At 47.6% G+C, this 25,744-nt stretch carries 22 protein-coding genes; 18 read left to right on the forward strand and 4 right to left on the reverse strand.

The window, feature by feature from the left end:
• The first annotated feature begins 185 nt into the window (after positions 1 to 185).
• The 8 genes from ABUE20_RS04570 to ABUE20_RS04605 all read left to right on the forward strand — a co-directional run bounded on the left by ABUE20_RS04570 (position 186) and on the right by ABUE20_RS04605 (position 8,159).
• Positions 186 to 341 carry a hypothetical protein gene (locus ABUE20_RS04570; protein ID WP_408618660.1) on the forward strand — a complete coding sequence of 52 codons (156 nt, stop codon included), beginning with the start codon at positions 186 to 188 and terminating at the stop codon, positions 339 to 341.
• Positions 342 to 540: 199 nt separating this feature from the next.
• Entirely contained in the window at positions 541 to 2,442 is a 1,902-nt protein-coding gene (locus ABUE20_RS04575; RefSeq protein WP_408618661.1) for an asparagine synthase-related protein, read from the forward strand.
• Between the two features lie 299 nt (positions 2,443 to 2,741).
• Positions 2,742 to 3,251, forward strand: coding sequence for a GNAT family N-acetyltransferase (locus tag ABUE20_RS04580; protein WP_408618662.1), 510 nt, complete (start codon positions 2,742 to 2,744; stop codon positions 3,249 to 3,251).
• 1 nt (position 3,252) lies between these two features.
• Positions 3,253 to 3,972, forward strand: a complete 720-nt coding sequence (locus ABUE20_RS04585; protein ID WP_408618663.1) for an aspartyl/asparaginyl beta-hydroxylase domain-containing protein — start codon at positions 3,253 to 3,255, stop codon at positions 3,970 to 3,972.
• A 474-nt stretch (positions 3,973 to 4,446) separates the two neighbouring features.
• On the forward strand, positions 4,447 to 4,734 hold the full coding sequence (locus ABUE20_RS04590; RefSeq protein ID WP_408618664.1) for a PqqD family peptide modification chaperone: 288 nt from the start codon (positions 4,447 to 4,449) through the stop codon (positions 4,732 to 4,734).
• Positions 4,727 to 5,194, forward strand: a complete 468-nt coding sequence (locus tag ABUE20_RS04595; protein WP_408618665.1) for a lasso peptide biosynthesis B2 protein — start codon at positions 4,727 to 4,729, stop codon at positions 5,192 to 5,194. Before ABUE20_RS04590 ends, ABUE20_RS04595 begins: the two co-directional genes overlap by 8 nt.
• Positions 5,194 to 6,927 carry an ABC transporter ATP-binding protein gene (locus ABUE20_RS04600; protein WP_408618666.1) on the forward strand — a complete coding sequence of 578 codons (1,734 nt, stop codon included), beginning with the start codon at positions 5,194 to 5,196 and terminating at the stop codon, positions 6,925 to 6,927. Before ABUE20_RS04595 ends, ABUE20_RS04600 begins: the two co-directional genes overlap by 1 nt.
• Positions 6,924 to 8,159, forward strand: a complete 1,236-nt coding sequence (locus tag ABUE20_RS04605) for a nucleotidyltransferase domain-containing protein (protein WP_408618667.1) — start codon at positions 6,924 to 6,926, stop codon at positions 8,157 to 8,159. Before ABUE20_RS04600 ends, ABUE20_RS04605 begins: the two co-directional genes overlap by 4 nt.
• 663 nt (positions 8,160 to 8,822) lie before the next feature.
• Here the strand turns inward: ABUE20_RS04605 and ABUE20_RS04610 are convergent.
• Positions 8,823 to 9,827, reverse strand: coding sequence for a GumC domain-containing protein (locus ABUE20_RS04610; RefSeq protein WP_408618668.1), 1,005 nt, complete (start codon positions 9,825 to 9,827; stop codon positions 8,823 to 8,825).
• Between the two features lie 205 nt (positions 9,828 to 10,032).
• Here ABUE20_RS04610 and ABUE20_RS04615 point away from each other — a divergent pair, with 205 nt between their 5' ends.
• The 3 genes from ABUE20_RS04615 (at position 10,033) to ABUE20_RS04625 (ending at position 13,059) form a co-directional block, all read left to right on the forward strand.
• The gene (locus ABUE20_RS04615) at positions 10,033 to 10,923 is read left to right on the forward strand and encodes a phosphoenolpyruvate carboxykinase (ATP) (protein ID WP_408618669.1); all 891 of its coding nucleotides are present in this window, start codon (positions 10,033 to 10,035) and stop codon (positions 10,921 to 10,923) included.
• Positions 10,920 to 11,843 carry a sulfotransferase domain-containing protein gene (locus ABUE20_RS04620; protein WP_408618670.1) on the forward strand — a complete coding sequence of 308 codons (924 nt, stop codon included), beginning with the start codon at positions 10,920 to 10,922 and terminating at the stop codon, positions 11,841 to 11,843. The genes ABUE20_RS04615 and ABUE20_RS04620 overlap by 4 nt, the downstream gene beginning before the upstream one ends.
• A gap of 64 nt (positions 11,844 to 11,907) precedes the next feature.
• On the forward strand, positions 11,908 to 13,059 hold the full coding sequence (locus tag ABUE20_RS04625) for a sugar-transfer associated ATP-grasp domain-containing protein (protein WP_408618671.1): 1,152 nt from the start codon (positions 11,908 to 11,910) through the stop codon (positions 13,057 to 13,059).
• Here the strand turns inward: ABUE20_RS04625 and ABUE20_RS04630 are convergent.
• Together ABUE20_RS04630 and ABUE20_RS04635 are read right to left on the reverse strand one after the other, a co-directional pair.
• Positions 13,056 to 14,336 (reverse strand): NAD(P)/FAD-dependent oxidoreductase, encoded by a 1,281-nt coding sequence (locus tag ABUE20_RS04630; RefSeq protein ID WP_408618672.1) that lies wholly within the window; start codon positions 14,334 to 14,336, stop codon positions 13,056 to 13,058. The two genes, ABUE20_RS04625 and ABUE20_RS04630, sit on opposite strands and share 4 nt — an antisense overlap.
• Before the next feature lie 14 nt (positions 14,337 to 14,350).
• Complete coding sequence (locus tag ABUE20_RS04635) at positions 14,351 to 15,742, reverse strand: glutamine synthetase family protein (RefSeq protein WP_408618673.1); 1,392 nt, start codon at positions 15,740 to 15,742, stop codon at positions 14,351 to 14,353.
• Between the two features lie 228 nt (positions 15,743 to 15,970).
• Here ABUE20_RS04635 and ABUE20_RS04640 point away from each other — a divergent pair, with 228 nt between their 5' ends.
• From ABUE20_RS04640 to ABUE20_RS04670, 7 genes are read left to right on the forward strand one after another with little or no spacing between them, the layout of a single operon-like run.
• Positions 15,971 to 17,302: a glutamine synthetase family protein gene (locus tag ABUE20_RS04640; protein ID WP_408618811.1), complete on the forward strand. Its 1,332-nt coding sequence runs from the start codon at positions 15,971 to 15,973 to the stop codon at positions 17,300 to 17,302.
• Between the two features lie 14 nt (positions 17,303 to 17,316).
• Positions 17,317 to 18,681: an aspartate aminotransferase family protein gene (locus tag ABUE20_RS04645; RefSeq protein WP_408618674.1), complete on the forward strand. Its 1,365-nt coding sequence runs from the start codon at positions 17,317 to 17,319 to the stop codon at positions 18,679 to 18,681.
• Between the two features lie 26 nt (positions 18,682 to 18,707).
• Positions 18,708 to 19,820 carry an extracellular solute-binding protein gene (locus ABUE20_RS04650; RefSeq protein ID WP_408618675.1) on the forward strand — a complete coding sequence of 371 codons (1,113 nt, stop codon included), beginning with the start codon at positions 18,708 to 18,710 and terminating at the stop codon, positions 19,818 to 19,820.
• 45 nt (positions 19,821 to 19,865) lie between these two features.
• Positions 19,866 to 20,975: a putrescine ABC transporter ATP-binding subunit PotG gene (potG, locus tag ABUE20_RS04655; RefSeq protein WP_408618676.1), complete on the forward strand. Its 1,110-nt coding sequence runs from the start codon at positions 19,866 to 19,868 to the stop codon at positions 20,973 to 20,975.
• Positions 20,972 to 21,871, forward strand: coding sequence for a putrescine ABC transporter permease PotH (gene potH / locus ABUE20_RS04660; protein WP_408618677.1), 900 nt, complete (start codon positions 20,972 to 20,974; stop codon positions 21,869 to 21,871). The genes potG and potH overlap by 4 nt, the downstream gene beginning before the upstream one ends.
• On the forward strand, positions 21,871 to 22,758 hold the full coding sequence (locus ABUE20_RS04665; protein WP_408618678.1) for an ABC transporter permease subunit: 888 nt from the start codon (positions 21,871 to 21,873) through the stop codon (positions 22,756 to 22,758). The genes potH and ABUE20_RS04665 overlap by 1 nt, the downstream gene beginning before the upstream one ends.
• Complete coding sequence (locus ABUE20_RS04670; protein ID WP_408618679.1) at positions 22,758 to 23,300, forward strand: cupin domain-containing protein; 543 nt, start codon at positions 22,758 to 22,760, stop codon at positions 23,298 to 23,300. Before ABUE20_RS04665 ends, ABUE20_RS04670 begins: the two co-directional genes overlap by 1 nt.
• 63 nt (positions 23,301 to 23,363) lie before the next feature.
• Here the strand turns inward: ABUE20_RS04670 and ABUE20_RS04675 are convergent, their stop codons facing one another.
• Positions 23,364 to 25,466: an autotransporter-associated beta strand repeat-containing protein gene (locus tag ABUE20_RS04675; RefSeq protein WP_408618680.1), complete on the reverse strand. Its 2,103-nt coding sequence runs from the start codon at positions 25,464 to 25,466 to the stop codon at positions 23,364 to 23,366.
• Between the last annotated feature and the right edge of the window lie 278 nt (positions 25,467 to 25,744).

Genomic DNA, 25,744 nt, shown 5'->3' on the forward strand with positions numbered 1-25,744 from the left:
ATGCAGACTTCACAAATCATTGGGATACTTTGTTACGGCCGTCACCGCTATCTGATCATGAAATCTGCGACCTTTAACTATAAAGGCATCCGGGGTCTCATATAGACAAGGAGTTATTTTTCCTGTAATAGATCCCGTTAGACACGGCTTTAAGTTCTGCAACAACCATGAAAGGGAAGGAATGAATGATGGATTCAGATAAACAACAACGGAATACTTTAGCTAACGATGACGCCTCAAATCGTCAGACTTGGCAGACGCCTGAACTAAGCGTTTTACCTACAGATGATACTGAATTTACGGCTAATCCAGGTAATGATGGCATAGCAACGGTCAGCTGATTTATCGATGTTCTGACTCTGGTGTATAGGCTATCGATATCCACCGTCATTTGATCGGTCTTTTCGGCCTTGCTGAGGATAATGGGCCCGTCCAAACGTTAAGGCTGCCTAAACGATACCCAAGCTTCGGTTCAACGGGCCGTTGAGTGCCTGTAATGCTGAAGCTAGCCATGTGTCACGACAAGAACAAAGGATTAACGTGCGATCAAGAGTGGACAGCATTTGCGGTATTGTGCGGCTGAATCAGAGTGATGTTGCCAAGGAGAGCATCAATACCTTATTGAGTGCTTTACAACTCGCCCCAGACTCAGATAACGCGGGATGGTGTGGTAAGCAGGTTGCTTTAGGTGCTACAGGTTCGCACCATATTGAGTCCTACGCTTTTTGTCGCATTGTTTTTCTGGGACGTATTCACAATAGAAAGGAACTCTATCAAAAGCTGGAATTAGTTGATCCAGCAAATGCTCAACCGCTAACGAATGAACAACTCCTGTTTCACTGTTATAAAAAATGGGGACCGCACTATCCGGATCGGATTCTGGGTGAATGGGCATGTGCGCTGTGGGATGAAAAGCAACAGCAACTTTTTGTGGCCCGATCCCATTACTGGGGACCATCGCTTTATTATTATCAGGATGATAGGACTTTTTACTTTGCCACCACTCTGGCCGGGCTATTGGCTTTGCCTGAAATTCCAAAAAAAATTAACGAGTTTTATCTCGGCCAGAGATTGATCGGTTGGAGTAACCCGCAAGGGGATTGCCTTTATGCAGGCATCCATACTCTTGGGCCTGCCCATATATTAACGATTAAAGCCTCACAGATTTCCATTGAGCGGTATTGGGCTTTGGAAAATGTCCCTTCGCTACACTTATCTGATGATCGAGAATATGCAGAAGCATTTCTGGAGCTTTATCAGCAGGCAGTCAACTGCCGCGTCGATAGTGGTGAAGCCGTTGGATCGTGTCTGAGTGGCGGTTATGATTCCAGTTCGGTCAGCGCACTGGCCGCCCGCTATCTGGCCCAAACAGAGCGGAAACTTCAGGCGTTTACCTCTATCCCTTGTCATGATGTTTCAACATTTCCGATAGTCAGTCGTTTCGGCGATGAAAGTAATTACGCTAAAGCAACTGCCGCAATGTCTGGGAATATTGAGATAAACTGGATTGATTCTGCACAGCGTTCTCCTTTGCAAGCCTTGAAAGAATATGCTCCGACTATTTTTGAGCCGCAAGTTGCGGCACCCAATCTTTTTTGGTTGTTATCGATGTTTGAGACCGTGAAACAGAAACAACTGGATACATTATTGGTAGGGCAACTGGGAAATGCCGTGGTTTCCTGGACAGGGGTCTTTCTAGGCAGGATAAACTGGGCGGCTCTTCGTAGCATGATGACCGACCGTAGCTACCCATCATCCACTCGATTTTTGAGGGCGATAAAGCAGCATCTGCTCTCCCCCATGATTCGCCCTTTGAAAAAGAATAAAGATCCCCAATTGAACTGGACCGCTTTTTCTCCGATTTCTTCTTCATTTGCCCGCCAACAAAATTTTGCACAACGAATGCAAGAAGTTGAACAGGGTTCCAATTATGAGCTGAGAAAAGATCCAAAGGCCTTTCGCTTGAAATTAATTAAGCCCGAGTCCGCTCCGTTTTCCGGCGGTTGGATGGAATTGGGGCGGCGTCATGGAATATGGGTATCGGACCCTACTGCCGATAAACGCTTGATGGAATTTTGTCTGGCACTGCCTAACGATCAGTTTTATCGTCGTGGAGAAGAAAAATATCTGGCAAAACGAGCGTTCCATAAAATTTTACCCGAGCAGGTTCTTTATAACCGCAGAAGAGGGCAACAGGCCGCTGATTTGCAACAGCGTTTGGCCTTGGAACGTTCAGAAGTGAATAAAATTATTGATAGTTTCCGATACTCTCCCGCCTGTAACTACTATCTAGACCTAGATAGGATCCGAGCTGGAGCGATGTCGTTAGATAAAAATACTGTTGCTGGGGTTACTCAAACTTCGCTCATACTGATGAAAGGCTTGTTATTTGGCCTGTTTCTGCAAGAAATAGAAAAGAAAGGAATATCATTTGGTGAGTAATACCTGTTTACACTTTTCTTAACACTAGGACTCCGATCAGGTTTACCGTCATTTTATATTTGATTCCTTATAACCGCCTTAACAGAATCATTCACCATGACCTTAGCTTTAGATGCAACCCTTGATCGCAATCTCTGGACACAACAAGTGACCACGTAACCACTGATTCCAGATAAATATAAAAACAACAGCAATTCTACATATTGATTTTCAAATATCACTGAACTAGGTTTAATCAGAGATAACGAACCACCCGTCTACTGCTGATTTTTCAGCGCTTATCACCTTCGAGGATCACCATGAAGCGACCGGTTTTAACTGATATTCAGCTACGCGTCATGCAGCCGCAGGATCTGCCTCTCAGTTTTAACATCTATATCAGTACTCGCCTAGACGAAATGCAACTATCCGGCTGGTCAGATCAAGAGATCCACCAATTTCTAGATGCTCAGGCACAGACCCAACATCACTATTACATGCAGCATTATCAGCAAGCTAAATATTACATCATTGAATATGCTCAACACGATGTGGGTCGCCTATATATTGATGATCTCGGACCGGAAATCCGCATCGTCGATATTGCACTATTACCCGATTTTCGTAATTTAGGGATCGGGACCACCTTAATCCGCCAGTTACAGCAACAAGGGCAACGTCAGCACTTGGACGTTTCGATTCATGTTGAACAAAACAACCCGGCCATGCGGCTTTATCAGCGACTCGGGTTTGAGCTGGTTGAAAAAGTAAATGGTATTTATCATTTCATGCGCTGGAAGTACCCGCAAACGATGGAGACACCCGTCTGATATGATCCAAACCAAATGGCTGCAACTGCCGCTTCAGTTTAATGCTGATAAATTACGTCAGGATCTGACCCAGATTACAGCGGATGAATGGGTCAATCACATGAACACCCAAGCGTATGCTAAGCGCTGGTGCTGTGTGCCGCTCTATGCCGTCAATGGCGACCCGCACTCCATCTATGTCTTTGATGACAAGGCCCTCTATCAGCCAACGCCAATTTTAGATCGCTGTGGCTACTTTCAAACCGTTATCGACACCTTTCAGTGTGAAAAAGCCGGAGTCCGGCTGATGTCGCTGGCCGCAGGGGATCATATTCGACCACATCGCGATGGCTACAGTGACTATCAATCAGGGTTGGTCCGAATTCATATTCCCATCCAAACCGACCCGCGGGTTACCTTTACCGTCGATGGGGAATCCATTCACTTTAGCCTTGGTCATGCCTGGTATCTAAATGCCGTCTGCACACATGGTGTCGAAAATCATTCGCCACAGGATCGCATTCATTTGCTGATTGATTGTCGCCGTAATGGCTGGATCGATGAGCTCTTCACACAGGCGGGGTATATTCCCGATACTCCGCCTGTTTACGGCGATCCATCGATTAACGATGACAACGTCGTCGAGGTCATTCGGGCATTAGAGCGACAGGGGGCCGAAAAGCTCGCCATAAAACTCCAGCAAGTCTATCTGGCCAGAACCGCATTACGAGAAAAATCATGAGATGATCAGCATCGGTCATCTCATAACGGATGTTCATCCGCTGCTAATTTCGTGGTGGAAAATACCTTCCATTGCGATAACAATGGCAGTGTGAAAAAAGGTTACAAAAGAAAACCGAATGTCCCGATCTCTCCCAAGAAAGGTTCGCTCATCATGATATTTTTGAGCGTCAATAAATATAACTTCATCCGAAACCTATCAATAAACAATAACCTATTTTTTATTGGGATATATTAGAGAATAGCTATAGTAATTAAGTGGGTTAATAAACGATTTCTTGCGTTATTTCATCGTTTAAATATGGTATTTTAGCCGTGACTCATATTCAGATAATACAATCAAAAAATATAGACTCACAGCACGCCATAAATCCGAATGATACTTTAATTAACACTTTTCTTAGCACCAAGACTCCGATAAAGTTTACCCTATTACAGATTAAGCCTCTTAATGCGTTATATAGAAGAATTACCTATGACATTAGCTTTAAATGCAACCGTTTATCGTAACCCTGAATCCGTTTTTTCAGATATAGACGGAGATGTTGTGATGATGGACATAAATACGGGTCACTACTTGGGCTTAAATACCGTTGCCAGTCAGATTTGGTACTTACTGGAACAGCCGTTAACGGTTGCCACACTTATCGAAAATCTTGGCGAACAATTTGATGCACCCCTTTCGCAAATTGAGCAGGATGTTCAAACTTTTCTTCAGGAACTCATCGAGCAACAGTTAGTGATGCTAGGTTCGCATGATTAATTTTGTCATCCGCTTTCTTCGCCAACCCTTATTTATTCAATTGTGGGCCATTCCGGTGTGGCTCCTGTTAGGACTGAGTAAATTATGTATTTTTCAGGTCTCGTTTAAACAACTCGCCATTCGGCTTGGAGACTATCAAGCCGATCAATTCTGGGTGCCTCTAATCACCAGAAAACAGATCCAGCGAGCCCGCCTGATTGGTCGTCTGGTCCAAGGCGTAGCGCCTTATACACTATGGGATTCGAACTGTTTTCCACAGGCCGTCACAGCCCAACTTCTCTTGCGGCTTTACCGGATCCCCAGTGCACTTTATCTGGGGCTCGCGAAAACCCAACACGATCCGAAATTAAAGGCTCATGCTTGGTTGTGTTCCGGTCAGGTCCGAGTTACTGGAGGGTTCAGCTTCAATCAATTTACGCCGGTCGCTCAATTTATCACTCGTATTGAACCGCAAGCCTAATGCGTTTATTGCAATTATTTCAGCCTCTTTTTGCACTCATTCCCAAAATTCGCATCGGGCTGCTCTTGATGCTGATGATCCTAACCAGTTTAACCGAAGGGATTGGCATTTTGTTACTGGTGCCCTTGCTGCAATCACTTCAAACTCAACACTCCTCTCACAGCTGGATCGAGCATGTGTTGCAGTGGCTTGGACACCTCGGTATTCATCACAGCACGTTGGTTTTAATGACAGTCCTGTTCACCCTGATTGTACTTAAAGCGGGTTTGCAGTATGCCCGAGAACGACAGGGGATGCAGTTACAACAACAATTAGTCGATTCACTACGTAGCCGCATCTTTCAGGCCCTGCTGCATGTCGAATGGTCTTGGTTAGTCCAGCAACGTCGCAGTGATCATGCCGCCACTTTACTTACCGACGTCTCCCGAGTCGGTAACGGTTTCAACTTTTTACTCTCCTTGATGTCATCGCTGACAACACTAGGGATCTATCTGATTGTCGCCTTTGGACTCTCCTGGCCGGTGACGCTGTTGGCCCTATTCAGCGCCATCATTCTCATGGGATTGCTCTCGGGTCAACGGCGTAGAGCCCTAAATTTAGGTCAGGATCTCAGCCGAGCCAATCAACGCATGCAGGCTACCGTTGATGAGAGTTTGACGGGAATAAAACTCGCCAAAATTCTAAGGCGAGAAGCGCATTTTTTCCAACAATTCCAAAGTGCCATGAGCACACTACGTCAAAAACAGCTGGATTTTCAATCTGATACCAGTCTTTCCAAAGCCCTCTTTCAGGTCGGTGGGGCCGCATTACTCATGGGCTATTTGTGGGCTGGACTCAAGATCTGGCATCTGGATCTGACCCACCTGTTGACACTTGTCATCGTATTTAGCCGCATGATCCCGCTTTGTATGTCAGCCCATCAACAGTTACACCATTGTCTGCATACACTGCCGGCCTTATCACGAGCGCATCAGCAGTTACAAGATTATCAGCATTTTGCCGAACCGCTCTCTGAATCGCTCTCGCTCAACTTTGAACATGAGATCCGCTTCAACCACGTTACATACCGTTATCCAAATACCCAAACCGCAGCACTGTCGGATATATCCGTGACATTACCGATTCGAACCACGACGGCCATTATCGGCCATTCCGGTTCAGGTAAGAGTACGCTAGCCGATCTGCTGATGGGCTTGTTGATCCCCACTGCCGGTGAAATCCAAATCGATCAGCAACCTTTAGATCACCGCTCTCGCTTGGGTTGGCGCTCTCAGGTGGCTTATGTACCACAGGATGTGTTTCTATTTCATGAGAGTATTCGCGCCAACCTGTTATTAGCGCAGCCAAAGGCCAGTGACGCACAATTATGGCAGGCACTCAACGACGCGGCGGCTGATTTTGTCATGCACCTGCCCGAGGGGCTGGATACCCAAATCGGCGATGGCGGAATTCGGTTATCGGGCGGCGAACGCCAACGCTTGGCACTCGCTCGGGCGCTATTGCAGCGGCCTGCATTATTAATTTTAGACGAGGCGACCAGTGCGCTCGATGTCGCCAACGAACATCGAATTCGGCAAGCCCTTGAACACTTGCACGGAGATTTGACGGTCGTCATTATCGGGCATCGCTTAGCCACGTTAGAACATGCCGATCAAGTCCTCAAACTGGATCATGGAAAACTAGCTGCACAGGGGCACTGGCAAGATATGAATGCCCAACAGGATACTTTATGAAACAACTGCAGTCATTACTGCTTCAGCTTATTTCACCCCGCACCTCGATCACAGCCGATGAGATCGCAAAGATAAACGGTGCTCAGTGGCAATCACTGCTTGAAATGGCGCAGGAGCATCGTATTTTACCGTTGCTCTATTGGCGTTTGATCACAGAACATGCCTTTGCATTACCTGAAGCTGTTTCTCAAAAATTACACCAGAGCTTTCGGCGCAGCACGTTTAAAAGTCTGCGCCAGCAGCGACAACTTTTACAACTGAGCCAGCTGTTCGATGAGCACCAGATCCCTTATATGGCACTCAAAGGGAGTCAACTGGTAGGGCTCTACCCGCATAGAGCACTGCGACCGATGCGAGATCTGGATCTATTGATACCTGAATCGCATATTATGACCGCTTATCAATTACTGATTGCGCAGGGTTACCATCACCCGAAAGGTTATCAGAAAGATTTAGCCAGCTATTTGGCCCTGCAAAAACACTTGCCCCTATTAGTCGACCCCAGCGGACAACTACCGGTTGAATTGCATATCCGAGTGCTCGAGCCCAGCTGGTTTGCCGATCAGGACTTTACCGATGAAGCCGACTTCTGGCAGCGCTCTCAGACCATCACCTTATCCGGCCAAACCATCCGGGTGATGTCCGCTACCGACCTGCTACTGCATCTGATCATTCATAGCTGCTATGACCATTATTTTAATAATGGCCCCTTGATCTTTAGCGATCTCTTTTATCTTTTACAGACCGAGACGATCGATTGGTCTCAGTTCTGGCAGATGGCACAGCAGCGCAATATTACCCAAGGCTGTCTGTTGGTTCTGGAAATGGTCCGCCACTACTATGAAATGCCCGAAATTGAGATCCCCACAGCACTATTGTCGATCCAAACTCAAATTGCCAAGCAAGCTCCCTCATATGCTTTGCTGACACTGCAAAATTATTCTGAGCGAGCCAATCAAGCCAGTTTGTCATTGCTACATCAACAGCATTCACTCTGGGGAAAAATCAATATCATCCGGCAAAAATTACTGCCCCCTCGGCAGCTCATGGGCCTCAAATATCCTGTGGATCCACACTCATTTAAAGTCTGGAAATATTATTTTTATCATGTTGGGAAACTGCTGCTACGGATCCCACAATATCTTGCATTAAGGCATCAAACTGAATTAGATCATGAAGCCAAAGATTTAGCCCGTTTAAAAAACTGGCTCAATCACAGCCGTAAACACTAAATAAGTGTTTCTCATTGTGCTCACTCAAGGCAAATTAATCAGAGGGACAACCGTTTTATCGAAAGATGAATCAAAAGTCAGAGTGAGCATGTTTTATTTTTGTCCATGCAGCAGGCCTTGACTTGCCTTTTTAGGATGGGCCCCTGTTGATTGAACTTAATTCGATTGAGGACAGGGACTTTGCTTTGGTTTTATAATGCACGTCGAGGCTGAAAATCCTAGGGGGGCTGTACGGTTTTCGTTTCTTTTGTAAGGATTGCTCGTATTGACCGAGGAAAGGTTCACTATCAAGATGGTGTCTTTGGGTCATTCATTCATTCCCTTTTGTAAAATGTTGCCAAAATTTGCATCATTGGCACTGTTACCGGCCAGTGTTTAAAACGATTTTTAGGGCCGGGCAGTCAACCAAGGTCTGACTTTGGACCAGTGATAAAATAACCGGTTTCTAACATGGGGTCAATCGCAGGGGGTAAGATGCACACTGCTGAACATGATGCTCTCCTGCGACCTAAATTTTTTTGCCAAACAGGCCCTTGGATTGATGAGTCCATCGAACCCTTATTGAAGATATTGGTTCAGATATGAGTAGACGCCCCCTCTCGAAAAAGTGGCTTTGGTTTTCTGCCCCCACAACCACGAAAGATCAACAGCCTCAGGTGTCGACTACAGGGAACCTTTAGTTTTTTTAGGTATTGAAGAATATTCTTTTAGCGCCCGACGCAATACAATCAAACAAAAAGTCACCCCACTAAAAAAGACCCACACAATCCCGGTGATCAAAACCGGAACCCGGAAATAACGCGAAACTGGGGTAACGGCAGGATCGAGCAACTGTAGTGACGGTGCCATCTGAACATTTTGTAGTAATAGATTTCCCAATGCCTGCTGCTGAGAATCCATTAAAAATTGTCGGACCGTGATATTTTTTTCATCATCGACCATTTGCTGATACCGCACTAATTCCTGCTGGATCTGCGCCCGTGTTTGTTCAACCATATACACATTAAGATAGTCAATCAGCTGATTGACTATCTTTTGACTCAACTGCGCATCCTGCCAAATCAAAGAAATCTGCATTCCACCCGCGTCAGGTAATGGTTTGAGACGAATCGCTCCTCGCAACTTTCGAGCGGCTTGTTGAGCCGTAGGCTCCTTAATTTGAGGTGATGCATTTTCTGGAGCGGGCCGAACCAATCGGATCAACTGCCCTAATACTCCCGGTTTTAAACGGATCCAACGCTGCTGGACACCATCCCAACGCTTGGGAAACACCACCGGTTTGAGTTGGTAATGTTCAATAAAAGATCCCAAAAAGATATAAGAACGCAATGTCTTCACAATAAGTTGCTGGTTAGACAACTGACTGAGCCGTTGCTGGCGCAGCGAGCGCAAGATACTACGACGGATCACCGGGTTCACATGACGCAGAGAGCCGGCCTGAATCTGCGCCAATGGCGACTGAACATAACTCACGATGGCATCCGCTTGATAGCGAGCTGGGGTATTGACTATATAGAGTATGCCCGCGACAAAAAGTAGCGGAACAAATGCTAAAACCAGATATTCTTTCCATGAAAACTTAAATCCTAGAGTCACTCTCACCGATTTGACGACCTCTTTAAAATCCAGCGCAGATACACACCACAACACCCGATGTTTTATGAACATTCGATTATGATGGACAAAAATTTTATTGAACAGAGCAGCGCATGATTTTATAACAAACAACCGCATATAAAAACGGACCTATTTAAACCCACGCGCCATCTTTAAATAAACCATCCTCCCAGATATATTCGATTTTACAATAAAATGGTACAGTTAAAATGTACTCATCATATATCACGCCACTTAAAAAGGATCGTAAGCAAAGATGGTTTATCATGCCTACCAATTAGCTATGGATAGCGAACTGCATCTTCCAGAATTAATTCAATCTCATCAAAATCACGCAGACATCCATATTAAATTTGGCAATCTGGGCCCTGTTGATCCGATCAAAATGCCTGCTATAGGCCCCTGCTGCTGGACCAATCAGCATCAATTCCGACTCCACATTCCCGGTGTCGCACGTTACGAAGTTCGTCAGGGAACCCAAATCATCATCGATCCAGCCCCCGATTCAGATGAAGACAGTCTGCGGGTATTCCTGCTAGGTTCAGCGCTGGGTGCCTTATTATTTCAGCGAAAACTGTTAGTCCTACATGGCAATGCGATTCAAATTGGTCAGCAATGTATGGTTTGTGTCGGAATATCCGGAGCCGGGAAATCAACGCTAGCCGCCGGTTTTATGCAGCGTGGTTATCCGGTGCTAGCCGATGATGTGGTCCCGGTGACAGCCAATGGCGAAGCACTCCCCGGATTTGCCCGGATCAAACTGTGGCAGGATGTCGCGACGCGTCTGAATATCGATACCCAAAACCTGCGTCGTATCCGTCCGGAACTCAATAAATTTAACTATCCGGTACCGGTGGTATCACAACAAACGGCATTGCCAATACGCTGGATCTACACGCTGAGCTCACATAATGATGAAGATATCCAGATCACACCGATTACCGGATTAAACAAATTTATGCCTCTTCTGAGGAATACCTATCGTCCTCGTTTTATCAACGGTATGGGTCTAAAATCCGATCATCTAAAATGGTGCTCAGGTTTAGCGGGAAAGGCCCGAATGGCCCATTTATCCCGACCCAAAGAAGGTTTCTCTCTGGATGCGATGATCGATACCATTCTCAGTGATATCGAGGATCAACAATGAGTAACATTTACTGGCTAGCTTCCTATCCGAAATCAGGGAATACCTGGCTCAGAACCTTTATACAAAATGTTATCGAAGATGGGGAAAAACCCGTCCACATCAACGATCTACATACCGGAGCGATCGCCAGCAGCCGCTACTGGTTGGATGAAACATTGGGATTTGATACTGCCGACCTGCATGCCGATGAAATCGATGCCCTGCGTCCAACCGTTTATAATTGGGGAGGATTTGACGATGAGTTAGATGCCTCCCCAAACGAGGCCTTGTATCACAAAGTTCATGATGCCTACCATTATGTGGCTGGACAACCATTACTCGGAACGAAAGGCATCGGGGGGGCTTTGTATATTCTGAGAAATCCACTGGATGTAGCTCCATCCCTTGCCAATCACTACCAGTGCAGCATCGACCATGCGATTGAACTAATGGGCCAGCATCAACACTGTATGGCCCGTTCAACCAAGAAGCTAACATCACAGGTCCGTCAGCAATTGTTCACTTGGTCTGAGCATGTTCTAAGCTGGATTGAAGCCCCCTCACTCGCGAGGCTGGTGATCCGCTACGAAGAGATGCTCTACCAGCCATTGCCGACCTTCACCCGGATCTGCCAGTTTCTACAACTTCCAAGTGATCCAGCCCGAGTCCAAAAAGCGATCACTTTCAGTGATTTTAAAGAACTGACCCGTCAAGAAAATCAGGAAGGCTTTAACGAATGCCCTTCGCAAACCCCTAAATTTTTCCGTCAAGGAAAGAGCGGCAGCTGGCAACAAAGCTTAACACCCCAGCAGGTCACGCAGATCATTCATGATCATCACGATGTCATGCAGCGATTCGGCTATCTGGATACTCAAGGACAACCGCTCGTCATCCCAACAGACATCTGCGAGCACATAGTACAAAATCCGCATGCCCTTTAACCTGCACCGATATTGTCGAGCGTTACAGAAGCATCTGATCAAACGGGCGTTCCCGCACGGACTTGTGAGCTGGCACTATCTACTCCCCAAGCAATCACAATGGGTCAAAGCCCATCGCAACTATTGGTGGCACCATCCCCACCGTCTTCCCAAACCGCTTTGGTTGATGCTTGAACTCGGCTTGTGGTTACGCTGGCTGTCATGGAGCGCCTGGCATGCCTGTCTGGTTTGGGTTCGACTTCGAGGGGACACCTTCCAGCAGCAGTATGCCGTCAGCCGGCGCCAACAATATTGGGTTTTACTCAAGTTGGCCCTCAACTGGGGGCTCCATCCTGCACAAAGTTACGCATTCAACCTCATCCAGCATCCCAAACGAGTGCTGCACTATGTTTATAATCAGGAAACGGCAGGCTACCATCACTACCACAATCAGCAACGTCGGGTTAGCCAAGCATCATTGCACAAGCTTCAGGATAAAACTGCACTGGCAGAATATCTGACACCACTGGCGATTCAAGTTGCGAAAACCTGTACTGTCATTCCCCAAATGGCCGCAACACCATTGCAACCAATATTGTCGACAGCAGGACAGGACGCGTACTTTATAAAAAGTCGCAGTGGGAATCAGGCTCAGGGCGCGTTTAAAGTCTGGCAAAAGGACGCGCAGTGGTTGGGAGAATCTTTTAACGGGCAACCACTGGATGCCACGGCGCTCGAAACCGCCTGGCAATATCTGTTACAAAACGATGATGCGCTAATCCAACCACTTTATACCAATCACCCGGCACTCGATTACCTTTCAGAACGGGATGATGTCATCACACTCCGAGTGATCAGTCGCTGGCAGCAGCAACAGCCCACGATTTATCATCAACAACTGGAAATTCCATATTCCAACGGTCAGAAGATTGGTTATGTATTCTTAACTCTCGATGATGATGGCCTATTACTCCCTGCAACCACCTTGCCTCCTTTGCCGCAGCAGCAGGCTCTGAACCAAACCTTGCATCCTTTGCAACCGTTACCTTTTCACTCCGACATTATCGCTCAAAGCTTGCAAGCCCATCGCCTCTTTCCGGATATTCACGGCATCGCTTGGGACTGGGTGATTACACCAACGGCACCCATTCTTCTGGAAGGAAATAGTGGTTGGGGCACCGCGATGCCCCAACATTTCCAAGGGCCTCTTTTAAATGACCCTATAGAGTCAGATTAAAGTCGATCTCGAATGCGGAAATACGCCATCGCCAGCACCAATGCAGGCGTGCGAAACAAGCGCCCGCCAGGGAATGGACGGTGTGGGATCTTCGAGAATAGATCCAGCCGTTCACTGGTCGATACAATCGCCTCTGACATTAATTTCCCGGCGATATTGGTCGCGGCGATACCATGACCAGAAAAACCCTGCGCATAAAAAATATTAGACGCCAGTTTGCCAAAATGAGGCGCCCGATTCATGGTGATCCCCACAAAACCACCCCAGGTATAATCGATTTCAACCCCTTTCAACTGCGGGAAGACCTTCTCCATCCGCGGGCGCATGGCATATTCTAAATTACGCGGATCAATCCCCGAATAACTGACACGCCCTCCGAATAACATCCGGTGATCCGCTGAACAACGGTAATAGTCCAACACAAAATTAATATCGCAAGCCGCAATATTATCTTTCATTAACTGTTCGCAGCGATCTTTTCCCAACGGTTTGGTGGCTGCGATATAAGTTCCAACGGGCATCACCCGGCTCACCAGATAGCCAGATAGACCTTCCAGATAAGCATTACACGCCATCAATACATAATTGGCTGTAACTTCGCCTTGGGCCGTTTGCACCCGCGCGGGATCCCCCTGCTTCAGGGAAATAACTCGACTATCCTCATAAAACTGAACCCCGGCCGCCTGCGCCGCTTTCACCAAACCCAACGTATAGTTAAGCGGATGCAGGTGACCACTGTTTTGATCAAACAAACCACTGGTGTAAAGCGGACTGCCAATATGCTCACGTACGGCATTCTGATCCCAGTACGTCAGGCTTGAATAACCATAAGTATTTTCCAGCTTATGTTGCCACTCTTTGAGTTCACGATCATGCCGCGGTTTAAGCCCCAGATGAGCCATACCGTCTCGCCAATCACAATCAATCTGATGCTTGCGAATAGAGCTTTTCGTCAGTTCTAACCCTTCCTGAGCAATATTCCAAAACTGTTTGGCATTTTCCAGACCGACCATTTTCTCCAGAGCATACTGTTCACACCCCCAACCGAAAATGGCCTGTCCACCACTTCGACCTGAAGCGCCCCACCCCACGCGCTCGGCTTCTAAGACCACGACTCGGTAGCCTTGCTCAGCTAGATCTAATGCCGCCGAGACACCGGTAATGCCACTACCGATGACACAAACATCGGCGGTTATCTTTCCCTGAAGTGGTTCGAAACTAAAATTCTGATTTGCCGTTGCGGCATAGTAGGATTGCGCATGTGGTTGAGCTGTCATAACTATTCCTTGATTTAGACTAATTGCTGATACCATTGATATTCAAGAGGTGAAACCTGTGCATCAAAGCGCTGCATCTCAGCCAGCTTCGTGGCGGCATAAACCTGACAGAAATCTTTCCCTAATGCCTGAGATAACAATTCACTCTCTGAAAAAAGCTGTAACGCCTGTGACCAGGTGTTGGGGAGTAACTCACCCGGAAGTTCAGCCGCATTTCCTGACACCGGATCCGGTGGCATCAGGTCCTGACGGATCCCCGATTCGATACTGGCTAAAAGTGCCGCACATAACAAATATGGATTGGCATCAGCTCCAGCTACCCGGTGTTCGATTCGAGTATTTTCTTCACTACCCGCTGGGATCCGCACCGCAACGGTACGATTATCCCACCCCCAGCAGGGTTTCATCGGGACAAACATATCGGGTTGAAAACGTCGATAAGAGTTGGCATTAGGAGCTAAAATCGCCATCGTATCCGGTAAATGAGCCAATAAACCGGCTATCGCTTGTTTCAGCAGGAGCGGCTCACTGGCAAATAGATTCTGACCCTCAGCATCTAAAGCGCTGATATGCACGTGGCAACCATTCCCCGCATAGTCACTGTAGGGTTTAGCCATAAACGTGGCCCCAAAGCCATGCTGACGTGCCACAGATTTAATGATCCGTTTCAACAGCAACGCCTGATCACAAGCCAATAGCACATCCGTCTGGTGGTGCAAATTCACTTCAAACTGGCCCGGCGCATATTCCGCCACCATATTTTCGGCTGGAACTTGCTGTATCTGACAGGCAGCGATCACATCATCCAAAAACGCTTTATAATCATCCAGATCATCTAATGAATAGACCTGGGTCTGACTCATCCGTTGCTGGCTTTGCGGCGCAATCGGGGGTTGAGGTAAACCATTCTCATCACTTTCTCGATCGGTGAGATAAAATTCCAACTCCAGCGCCACACACCACTGTATGCCTAAATCAGCTTGCCGCTGCAGAAGCTGACTTAGGACCTGCCTTGGATCGGCGAAAAAAGGAGTCTGTCCATCCCGCTCGACCATCGTCATCAGCCCTTGGGCACATCCGGGTTCCTGCCACGGGATCAAACTCAGAGAATGGGGTAATAATTGGCAAATTCGATCCCCATCGCCCTGTTCAAAACCCAGGCCGGTTTCTTCCACCGTTTCTCCACAGATATCCAAGGCAAAAATCGAAGCGGGCAAACAAACGCCTTCCTCTGCGACCTTAAGTAATTGTGAAATATCCAGCCGCTTACCGCGTGGAGTCCCGCTGAGATCATGCAGCATTAAATCAATGCTTTGAAGATCGGGATGCTGTGCCAAGAACTGTTGAACAGTTCGTTTCAATGATGACAATGACGTATTCGTCCGTATTTGTGATTGAGTATCCATAGGCTGATCCTGCCTCGATTATCGTAGTCTGTTTAAAAATACACCACAGTGTTTAATATATTGCAAACTTTTATTTTCTCACCACATGAACATCGTTAAATTCTGCTTTTATCGAACATAAATGTTTGACATTTGTCAAATTGCATGTCAATTCTAGAAAAACAGCGGATTATTTAGTCAAAGAATGATTAGTTTATTGAACACTCGGATGGTGTTATGAAAGACGTGATGGAACGGATCGGACAATGGATCACTGAGAATAAAATTACTGAAGTTGAATGTTTAATCCCGGATATTACCGGGAATGCCCGGGGAAAAATTGTCCCTGCCAGTAAATACTTACGGGAACAGGGACTTCGCCTCCCAGAGTCAATTTTCTTTCAGACGGTCACGGGAGACTGGCCAGATGATGATAGCATGGTTGACCCGACTGAACGCGATATGCATCTTGAGCCTGACCCCGATACAATTCGCTTTGTTCCCTGGACCAAAGAACCTACAGCTCAAGTCATCCACGATTGCTATGATAATAATGGTGAACTGGTTGATATTGCCCCCCGCTCAGTTCTTAGACGAGTTCTGAATCTCTACGAACAAGAAGGCTGGTTCCCAGTCGTCGCCCCTGAAGTTGAATTCTTTTTAGTGAAAAAAAATCTCGACTGGGATTACCCATTAGAACCCCCGATCGGTCGTAATGGTCGCCCGGAAACCGCTCGCCAATCCTTCAGCATTGACGCCGTCAACGAATTCGACCCGATCTTTGAAGATATGTATGACTACTGCGACGCTCAAGAGCTAGATGTAGATACCTTGATCCATGAATCCGGGGCGGCACAAATGGAGGTTAACTTCATTCATGGGGATGCTTTATCCCGAGCCGATCAGGTGTTTCTATTTAAACGCACCATGCGTGAAACGGCACAGCGTCATGATGTTTATGCCACCTTTATGGCAAAACCGATGGAAAAAGAGCCGGGCAGTGCGATGCACATTCATCAGAGTCTGACGGATGCCAGTGGTCTAAACTTGTTCGGCCTGCCCGACGGCAGTAACAGTCCGCTATTTTTAAACTACATCGGGGGGATGCAAAAATATACACCGGCGGGACTTGCCTTCTTTGCCCCCAATGTCAACTCTTACCGGCGACTCGTCTTCGGTGATTCAGCGCCTACAAATGTCGAATGGGGATTAGACAACCGAACCGTCGGATTGCGAGTTCCAATGTCAGATCCCTCGGCTCGCCGCGTTGAAAACCGCTATGCCGGCTCTGATGTCAATCCTTATCTGGCGATGGCCGTATCCCTAGCCTGCGGCTATCTGGGCATGAAGAAAGGGCTCAAACCCACAGCCATGACTACCGGGGATGCAACCCAAGATCCGTATTCACTCCCCCGAACCGTTGAAGAATCACTCAAATTATTAGAGCAAAGCGATGATATGCGCGAGATCTTAGGCGACCGTTTCGTTTCAGCCTATGTCGCCCTCAAACGCAAAGAATATCAAACTTTTTTCCAGGTCATTAGCTCCTGGGAACGCGAATTTTTACTACTTAACGTGTAACTGCCGGAGGACCGATGAGTTCCAATCAAATTCAACAGCAGGACAGCGAACACTGCTTTCACCCTTTTAGCAACTATCATCAGTTGAATCGGGATGGTTCACGGGTGATTGAACGAGGCGAAGGTATTTTCGTGTATGACGCACACGGTCAGAAAATTCTCGATGCAATGGCCGGTCTTTGGTGCGTTAATCTGGGATATAGTGCCGATGCGCTGATCGAAGCAGCCACCGCCCAGATGAAACAGTTGCCTTATTACAATCTGTTTTTCCAGTCGACCCATGCCCCTGCGGCAAAACTAGCGCAAAAGCTCTCCGAGATCACACCGGAACATCTGAATCATGTGTTCTTCACCGGTTCTGGCTCGGAATGTAATGATACGGTGATCCGGACCGTTCGCCATTATTGGAGCTGTTTAGGCAAGCCCTCCAAGCAGGTGATTATCAGCCGGGAAAATGCCTATCATGGTAGTACCATGGCCGGTGCCAGTTTAGGTGGGATGAAACCGATGCATGCGCAGGGTGGATTACCCATTCCGGGCGTCGTGCATATTCCGCAACCTTACTATTTTGGTGAAGGACAAGGGCAAGATCCTCAGCAATTCGGTCTGGAACGAGCTCGGTTGTTAGAGCAAAAAATTCTGGAATTAGGCGAAGACAAGGTTGCGGCCTTTATTGCCGAACCGGTGCAAGGTGCTGGGGGCGTGATTATTCCACCCGAGAGCTACTGGCCAGAAATCCAGCGCATCTGCGATAAATATGAAATCCTATTGGTGGCCGATGAAGTGATCTGTGGTTTTGGTCGTACCGGTCAATGGTTTGCTAGCCAAACCTACAACATTAAACCGGATCTGATGTGTCTGGCGAAAGGGATTACCTCCGGTTACGTCCCGCTGGGGGCCGTTATGATGAGTGATCGCGTGGCCCAAGTGCTACGGGATTATGACGACGAATTTACTCACGGCTTTACCTATTCTGGACATCCGGTCGCCTGTGCCGTCGCCTTGGCCACCATCGAACAGATGCAACAAACTCAACTCATTGATTATGTTCACGATGAATTAGCACCTTATTTGGCCGAAGGCTGGCAGCAGCTTAGCGAACATCCACTGGTCGGAGAAGCTCGCATCAAAGGGATGATGGGGGCTCTGGAACTGGTCGCCGATAAAACGACCTTACAACGATATGATAAAAAACTGGCCGCAGGCACGCTCTGTCGTAATATTTGCGTGAACAACGGTCTGATTATGCGGGCGGTCGGAGATACCATGATCATCGCACCGCCACTGATTATGAGCAAAGCGGAAGTCGATCAACTGATCACACTTGCTAAAAAATGTCTGGACCAAACCTATACTGAATTACAACACCAGATTGGCTAAATCTTACACATGGATGGAGATACATTATGAAATATGCCGCGATAGCGAAAACTCTACTCTCGGTATCCCTGTTCGCAACCGCGCTCACCAGCCAGGTTCGGGCCGCTGAAGAACCAGTCCTGCACGTTTATAACTGGTCTGATTATATCGCCGAAGACACCATCGCTAATTTTGAAAAAGAAACCGGGATCAAAGTGGTCTATGATGTTTTTGATTCCAATGAAGTGCTCGAAGCTAAAATCCTGTCCGGTCATACCGGCTTTGACGTCGTTGTCCCCAGTAACGACTTCTTAGGTCGTCAGGCGAAAGCCGGTGCCTTTATGAAGCTGGATAAAAGCAAACTAACCAACTATAAAAACCTCGATCCAAAGTTGATGAAAATGCTGGCTGACGCCGCTGATCCGGGAAACCAATATGCCGTGCCCTACCTATGGGGAACCACTGGGATTGGTTATAACGTGGATAAAATCAAAAAAATTCTGGGCGATGATGCCCCAGTCAACAGCTGGGATTTAGTTTTTCAGCCTAAATACATGGAAAAACTCAAGCAATGCGGTGTCTCTTTCTTAAATGCACCGACTGAAATTCTAGCTTCCGTGCTGAATTATCTGGGTAAAGATCCAAACTCAACAGTGCCCAACGACTACACCAAAGTGGCACTACCGCTACTGCAGAAAATTCGCCCTTATGTCACTCAAATCAACTCCTCCGAATATATCAACAGTTTAGCTAATGGTGATATTTGTGTGGCCGTCGGCTGGTCCGGAGATATCATGATGGCCGCCGATCGCGCTAAACAAGCGAAAAATGGCGTGCATATCAAATACTCGATTCCGAAGGAAGGCGCACTGGCTTGGTTTGATTTAATGGCCATTCCAAAAGATGCGAAACATCCGGAAAACGCACTGAAATTTATCAACTATCTGCTGCGGCCGAAAGTGATTGCCGATATCAGTAACTATGTCTGGTATGCCAATCCGAACGTACCATCCAAACAGTATGTCGATAAAGAGATCACCAGTGATCCAGGGATCTACCCAGATGCAGCCACCAGCGCCAAACTGTATAGCGCTAAAATTCTGCCGATGAAAATCGACCGAATTCGTACCCGCACATGGACCACCTTCTTACAAAATTAAGCGAATCGGCCCAGACTCTGGGCCGTTAGTCTGTGGAGATTGATAATGGAAGCAACCCCCTCAACAGCAACACCCCCCCTATTACAAATCAAAAACTTAAGTAAAACCTTTGATGGTGTGCATGCCGTTGATGACGTCGATCTAGAGATCCGACGTGGTGAATTGTTTGCACTACTGGGCGCATCTGGCTGTGGAAAATCAACCTTATTGCGGATGTTGGCCGGATTTGAACAACCCTCCAAAGGGCAAATTATTTTAGATGGGGTCGATTTAGCGGAAATTCCGCCTCATCGACGGCCCGTTAACATGATGTTTCAGTCTTACGCATTGTTTCCCCATATGACGGTTGCCGGAAACATTGCCTTCGGGTTAAAGCAGGATGGACTCAAGCGTCAGGAAGTCGATGCGATCGTTGCGCAGATGCTGAAACTGGTTCGAATGGAAGAATATGCCAAACGTAAACCTCATCAGCTTTCCGGAGGACAGCGCCAGCGTGTCGCTTTAGCTCGTAGCCTCGCCAAAAAACCGAAACTACTTCTGCTCGATGAGCCCATGGGGGCCCTTGATAAAAAGTTACGAGAACAGATGCAACTCGAAGTCGTCGATATTTTGGAAAGTGTTGGCGTGACCTGTGTGATGGTCACCCATGATCAGGAAGAAGCAATGACCATGGCCACTCGAATCGCCATCATGGATCGCGGTCAGTTTATTCAGATCGGGAGCCCCGAAGAGATCTATGAATATCCGAATTCGCGTTACAGCGCCGAGTTTATCGGTTCGATGAATATCTTCGAGGGAGAACTGATTGAAAATCAGGCAGATCAGGCCGTCATACACTGCCATGCTTTTGAGCAGCCCATCTTATTGAATCACGGATTATCTGATGCTCCGGGCCTACCGTTGATGGTGGCGCTGCGCCCTGAAAAAATAAAAGTCTTCCGTAAACTGAATCGTAAAGTGAACGTCTGTACCGGTGAAGTTGAAGATATCGCCTATCTGGGAGGACAATCCATCTACCATGTTCGGCTACCTAGCGGACAACTGGTTCGGTCCACGCTTCCCAACTCCAGCCGCCATCGAAATTCACTTCCGACCTGGAAAGAAACCGTTCATCTATGTTGGGAAGCAGACAGCTGCGTGGTACTGAAAATATGATCAATTCTCAATCAATTCACCGGCATCTACGCTATCTGCTGGTATTACCGCCGTATGTTTGGTTGCTGTTATTTTTCTTGTTACCGTTTGCGATCGTTCTGAAGATCAGTTTTGCCGAAGCACAACTCTCGATCCCTCCCTACACGGATCTTCTTCATTACGCCGATGAGCAATTACAAGTCCTGCTCAACATCGGAAACTATCTGTACATGGTCAGCGATGATCTCTATGTTGAATCGTATCTGCGCTCTATTGAAGTCGCGGCGATCTCAACCTTTTTATGCTTATTGGTCGGTTACCCGATGGCATGGGCCATTGTCCACTCCAAACCCCAAACGCGTAATATTTTATTAATGCTAATTGTTCTGCCATCATGGACCAGTTTTCTGATTCGGGTCTATGCCTGGATTGGTATTCTTAAAAACAACGGGCTGCTCAATAACGTACTGATGATGGCAGGCATTATCGATCAGCCGCTGCATATTTTGCATACCAACGTGGCCGTCTATATCGGTATTGTGTATACCTATCTGCCATTTATGGTACTGCCACTTTATACCGCACTCATGCGCGTTGATTACTCGCTACTGGAAGCGGCTCGCGATCTCGGAGCCAAACCGACCGTTATCTTCTGGCGGATATTGTTGCCTCTGACCAAAGCCGGTGTAATTGCAGGCTCGATGCTGGTATTTATTCCGGCGGTCGGCGAATTTGTGATCCCGACATTATTGGGCGGACCGAATACTATCTTGATCGGCAAAGTCCTGTGGCAGGAATTTTTTAACAACCGGGATTGGCCCGTTGCCTCGGCGGTTGCCATTGTGATGCTACTGATTCTGATGGTTCCAATCTTAATCTTTCAGCGTTATCAAAAACGAGAGTTGGAGGCTGAATAATGGGCGAAATACCTATCTCAAACAGTAAATGGAAATGGCTAATTTTAGGACTCGGGTTTTCCTTCCTTTATATTCCCATTCTGATTTTGATCTTCTACTCGTTTAACGCCAGCCGTCTGGTTACGGTCTGGGCCGGTTTTTCGATTAAATGGTACGGCGAGCTGTTTCATGATGATCTGTTGATGAACGGTGTTCGGCTCAGCCTAATCATCGGCTTCATGTCGGCCAGCGCCGCCGTCGTACTCGGCACCATTGCGGCCTTTGTGCTAAATCGTTTCGGACGCTTTCGGGGGGCGGGGATGTTCTCGTTTATGATCACCGCACCACTGGTGATGCCCGATGTCATTATGGGTCTATCGCTGCTATTGATGTTTATTGCACTCGGATCAGTCTTTGACATCTTCTCCGACCGTGGCATGCTTACGATATGGATTGCTCATGTGACCTTTTGTACGTCATATGTCTGCATCGTCGTGAGTTCCAGACTACGGGAAGTCGATATGAGTATTGAAGAAGCCGCCATGGATCTGGGAGCGCCTCCCTGGAAGGTATTCTTTTTAATTACCTTACCCAGTATTTTCCCTGCTATCGTCGCAGGCTGGTTGCTCGCCTTTACCCTATCGCTGGATGATCTAGTCATTGCTAGTTTCGTCTCTGGACCCAGTGCAACCACGCTGCCGATGGTCGTGTTCTCCAGTGTCCGATTAGGCGTCAGTCCCAAAATCAATGCGTTAGCAACAATTATCGTACTGGTGGTCGCCACCGCGACCTGGATCGCTTGGTACCTGATGTCCCGGGCTGAAAAGCGTCGCCAACAGGAAATTCACGCGGCGCTACGTGACGAGCAAATTATAACCCCTGCACATCATCTACAGGAGAGCCAGTAATGGATGTGGGTGCGCAACTGAAAACCATTCGTTTAATGCGCGGTTTGACCCAGCGTCAACTCGCTCGTCAGAGCGGTGTCACCAATTCGATGATCTCGCAGATCGAGCAGGGACAGGTCAATCCTTCGGTTGGATCCCTGAAAAAAATTCTAGATGCTATTCCCATTTCGATGGCTGAATTTTTTTCGTTGGAATTAGAACCGGAGCCCAAGTGTTTTTTCAACACAGAGGAACTGATCGATCTAGGGGATGGCCATATTCAGATGCTGTTAGTCGGAAGTCGTCGCCCGGATCGAAAACTGGCGATGATTTATGAAATATATCCTCCCGGTGCCGACACCGGAGAGGATATGATGAGCCATGATGGTGAAGAAAGCGGCATCATTATTCAGGGCCAAATTGAGCTTACCATCGGTCAGCAGACCCAAATACTCAAAACGGGCGAGGCGTATTATTTTAATACCCGACGGCCCCATCGCTTTCGAAATCCAAGTGATGAAACTTGCGAACTCATCAGTGCAGCAACGCCCCCCACCTTTTAAAGTACACTGGATTAGCGGCAGATCTCTCGCCGCTAATCCATACCTTCACTCAATACCCTCAGGTTACTGAACCGTTGCCACAACCTGAGAACGGGTATAAATCAGTTGAACCTGATAACTGCCTGAGGCCGAAACTGAACTAAAGCGGCCGCGGACTCGACCCGCATCGATGAGAACCAGTTTCTGACCCGAAACCGGCGTCATATGACTAAAGTCTAACTGTAGCGCACCGCCATTGATATAAACGGTACCCGATGCCGCAAGCTGACTACTATCATCATCCATGACCAGATCCAGTGTTCCATCATCAATGGCATAACGTGTGATTTCCACTGGATCCGTCGCATTAATCCGTACCGTTCCGCCACTTTGATACAATGTGCCACTACCGAAGGCTGATTCTGATGCCGCTTCTAATACGCCCCCTTGCACCAGCGTCCCCCCGCTATAGCTATTAGATCCGGAGAGCGTCAGCGTACCACTGCCACTTTTCGTCAAGCGCCCGGCACCACGAATATCATTACGCCACCAGTCCTCGGCATTAAACCCACCTAGCGAAGCATTCATATACACATTGACATCCCCATTAAAGGCCCCGTAACCATCGGCTGCAGTGACATAATCCAAGCGTCCCCAACCATTGGACTGATCCAAAATCGGGTATCCGGAATCGACTTCAGTTGTGGCCAGAACCGCCCGGCGTTGAGCGGCACTTAAATAAGGTTGACGCGTCGCCAATAAGGTTTCAGCCCCGGCGGGAACGACCGGTGCCTGTCCAGCCAAGGAGAGATCCTGAGTAAAGCCATAGGTCAGTCGAGCCCGATAAGCCGCTTTAATCGCATCGTGATCAGCATAATAGTTATTATCCTGCACATCAGCGGTTACACTTCCCGGAGCAGTCACCGTACGATGCGCATAAGCATACAACGAGCTCCCCGCCGAATTAGCCTGCGCCCCAAAATAGCTCTGCGCGGTTGTATAAGCCGTCTCGGCATCGGTGCGTTTTGCATCATCCAGAAGTGCTGTAGCGGCAACCGATTCGGCTTCAATTCGTCCCCCAATCACATCAACCGGTGAGTGCATCCCGGCAATAATCCGGTTTTCACCCAATTGAGAGGCTCGGTAAAGCATTTCACTAAAGCGTTGAGGAATCGCATAGGCATAAGCCAATGCAGCCAGATATCCAGCATTGGTATGACCACTAGGGAACGCACCGTCTTTGGCACGCGACTCATCGATACTTCCATCGCCATCCAGATCGCTGCTGGTCCGCCGAGCACAAAGGAGTGCGGGGATCACCTGAACATTGGAATCGTAGTTATCGAAATTAACCGTTGAGGTGACGGCACTCCCCGAGGTGTAGTTGTCACAACTATAGCTAGTGGTTCCCAGATAGGTCACATCCCCACTACTGTTCATCCGCCACGGGCGAGGCGTTGAAAAGATATATTTAGGGCCACTGGTCGAGGCCGGAGAATTCTGTCGGAACTGCCAGACTAAATGTGCAACCGCCCCTAAAGCCGTTCCGGCCGATTCATCATAGTCACCCGCATAGATAATACTATCATTGTTATCATACAGATAATGCGCATCATTCAATTGCGCCGACGTCGGTGTTGCCACCGTAGTGTAGGCACCAGAATGAGCCACGTAATCCGTCGTCAATGGACCGAGACCATCAATCACACTATAGTTTTTACTCCGACGGTCATCTAAATAGGCCGCCATCGCCTGAGTCGTGGTCCGGCTCGCGGTCACCTGTTCAACATAATTGATATTATGGGTCCAGGCACTACTATCATTAATGGTAGCCTGAGTAAAAGGCACCAGACTTGAAACGGTTCCATACGTCTGCAAGCCTGAGCTATTCGCACCGCCATTGGTCGCATCGCCGCCGCGCCAATCGGTTAAGTTCAGTCTCCAGAGCTGATCGATTCCTACCAAAATACGCGGAATGGGGTTATTCACGAAATCATAACGGCCTGAGCCATTGTTATTACTGATATAATCACGGACCGGTAGCGGATAAGCCACACTAGGCTCACTCACAGTCTGTTCATAACCCAGCCCTTGTGGCATCGTCGGCTTATGATCGGTTAAATCATCTAAATAGCAAGCCGATAACGAGCTACTGATCACCACCACTATCCCTAACTTGATCTTCATTGATTGCTGTCCTCTTTCCCTTGAAATGCCAAGAACATAGCAATACAAAATGAAGCATTAATTAAATTTATATGAATGGACCAAGATAAATTATTTTTTTAAAACGCTGGACCAATCATGGCATAGTCGCGATGCAACCTTTTACAATTTCCAAAGAACAACATCCGACTTATGCAAAAATGACGCATTTTTTATTTATAGCCTTCGAAAATAGACTAAAAAACCTAAATCAATGTCTTGTATTGAAAGGGGATGATGGTGTTTAATCGCATCTGTTT

This window comes from Celerinatantimonas marina, assembly GCF_046054165.1.
Lineage (GTDB): Bacteria > Pseudomonadota > Gammaproteobacteria > Enterobacterales > Celerinatantimonadaceae > Celerinatantimonas.

Excerpts from the sequence above, each read along its gene's own strand:
- ABUE20_RS04570 (WP_408618660.1), top strand. The coding sequence starts at position 186 with ATGATGGATTCAGATAAACAACAACGGAATACTTTAGCTAACGATGAC.
- ABUE20_RS04580 (WP_408618662.1), top strand. The coding sequence starts at position 2,742 with ATGAAGCGACCGGTTTTAACTGATATTCAGCTACGCGTCATGCAGCCG.
- ABUE20_RS04585 (WP_408618663.1), top strand. The coding sequence starts at position 3,253 with ATGATCCAAACCAAATGGCTGCAACTGCCGCTTCAGTTTAATGCTGAT.
- ABUE20_RS04590 (WP_408618664.1), top strand. The coding sequence starts at position 4,447 with ATGACATTAGCTTTAAATGCAACCGTTTATCGTAACCCTGAATCCGTT.
- ABUE20_RS04595 (WP_408618665.1), top strand. The coding sequence starts at position 4,727 with ATGATTAATTTTGTCATCCGCTTTCTTCGCCAACCCTTATTTATTCAA.
- ABUE20_RS04600 (WP_408618666.1), top strand. The coding sequence starts at position 5,194 with ATGCGTTTATTGCAATTATTTCAGCCTCTTTTTGCACTCATTCCCAAA.
- ABUE20_RS04605 (WP_408618667.1), top strand. The coding sequence starts at position 6,924 with ATGAAACAACTGCAGTCATTACTGCTTCAGCTTATTTCACCCCGCACC.
- ABUE20_RS04610 (WP_408618668.1), bottom strand. The coding sequence starts at position 9,827 with ATGTTCATAAAACATCGGGTGTTGTGGTGTGTATCTGCGCTGGATTTT.
- ABUE20_RS04615 (WP_408618669.1), top strand. The coding sequence starts at position 10,033 with ATGGTTTATCATGCCTACCAATTAGCTATGGATAGCGAACTGCATCTT.
- ABUE20_RS04620 (WP_408618670.1), top strand. The coding sequence starts at position 10,920 with ATGAGTAACATTTACTGGCTAGCTTCCTATCCGAAATCAGGGAATACC.
- ABUE20_RS04630 (WP_408618672.1), bottom strand. The coding sequence starts at position 14,336 with ATGACAGCTCAACCACATGCGCAATCCTACTATGCCGCAACGGCAAAT.
- ABUE20_RS04635 (WP_408618673.1), bottom strand. The coding sequence starts at position 15,742 with ATGGATACTCAATCACAAATACGGACGAATACGTCATTGTCATCATTG.
- ABUE20_RS04640 (WP_408618811.1), top strand. The coding sequence starts at position 15,971 with ATGGAACGGATCGGACAATGGATCACTGAGAATAAAATTACTGAAGTT.
- ABUE20_RS04645 (WP_408618674.1), top strand. The coding sequence starts at position 17,317 with ATGAGTTCCAATCAAATTCAACAGCAGGACAGCGAACACTGCTTTCAC.
- ABUE20_RS04650 (WP_408618675.1), top strand. The coding sequence starts at position 18,708 with ATGAAATATGCCGCGATAGCGAAAACTCTACTCTCGGTATCCCTGTTC.
- potG (WP_408618676.1), top strand. The coding sequence starts at position 19,866 with ATGGAAGCAACCCCCTCAACAGCAACACCCCCCCTATTACAAATCAAA.
- potH (WP_408618677.1), top strand. The coding sequence starts at position 20,972 with ATGATCAATTCTCAATCAATTCACCGGCATCTACGCTATCTGCTGGTA.
- ABUE20_RS04665 (WP_408618678.1), top strand. The coding sequence starts at position 21,871 with ATGGGCGAAATACCTATCTCAAACAGTAAATGGAAATGGCTAATTTTA.
- ABUE20_RS04670 (WP_408618679.1), top strand. The coding sequence starts at position 22,758 with ATGGATGTGGGTGCGCAACTGAAAACCATTCGTTTAATGCGCGGTTTG.
- ABUE20_RS04675 (WP_408618680.1), bottom strand. The coding sequence starts at position 25,466 with ATGAAGATCAAGTTAGGGATAGTGGTGGTGATCAGTAGCTCGTTATCG.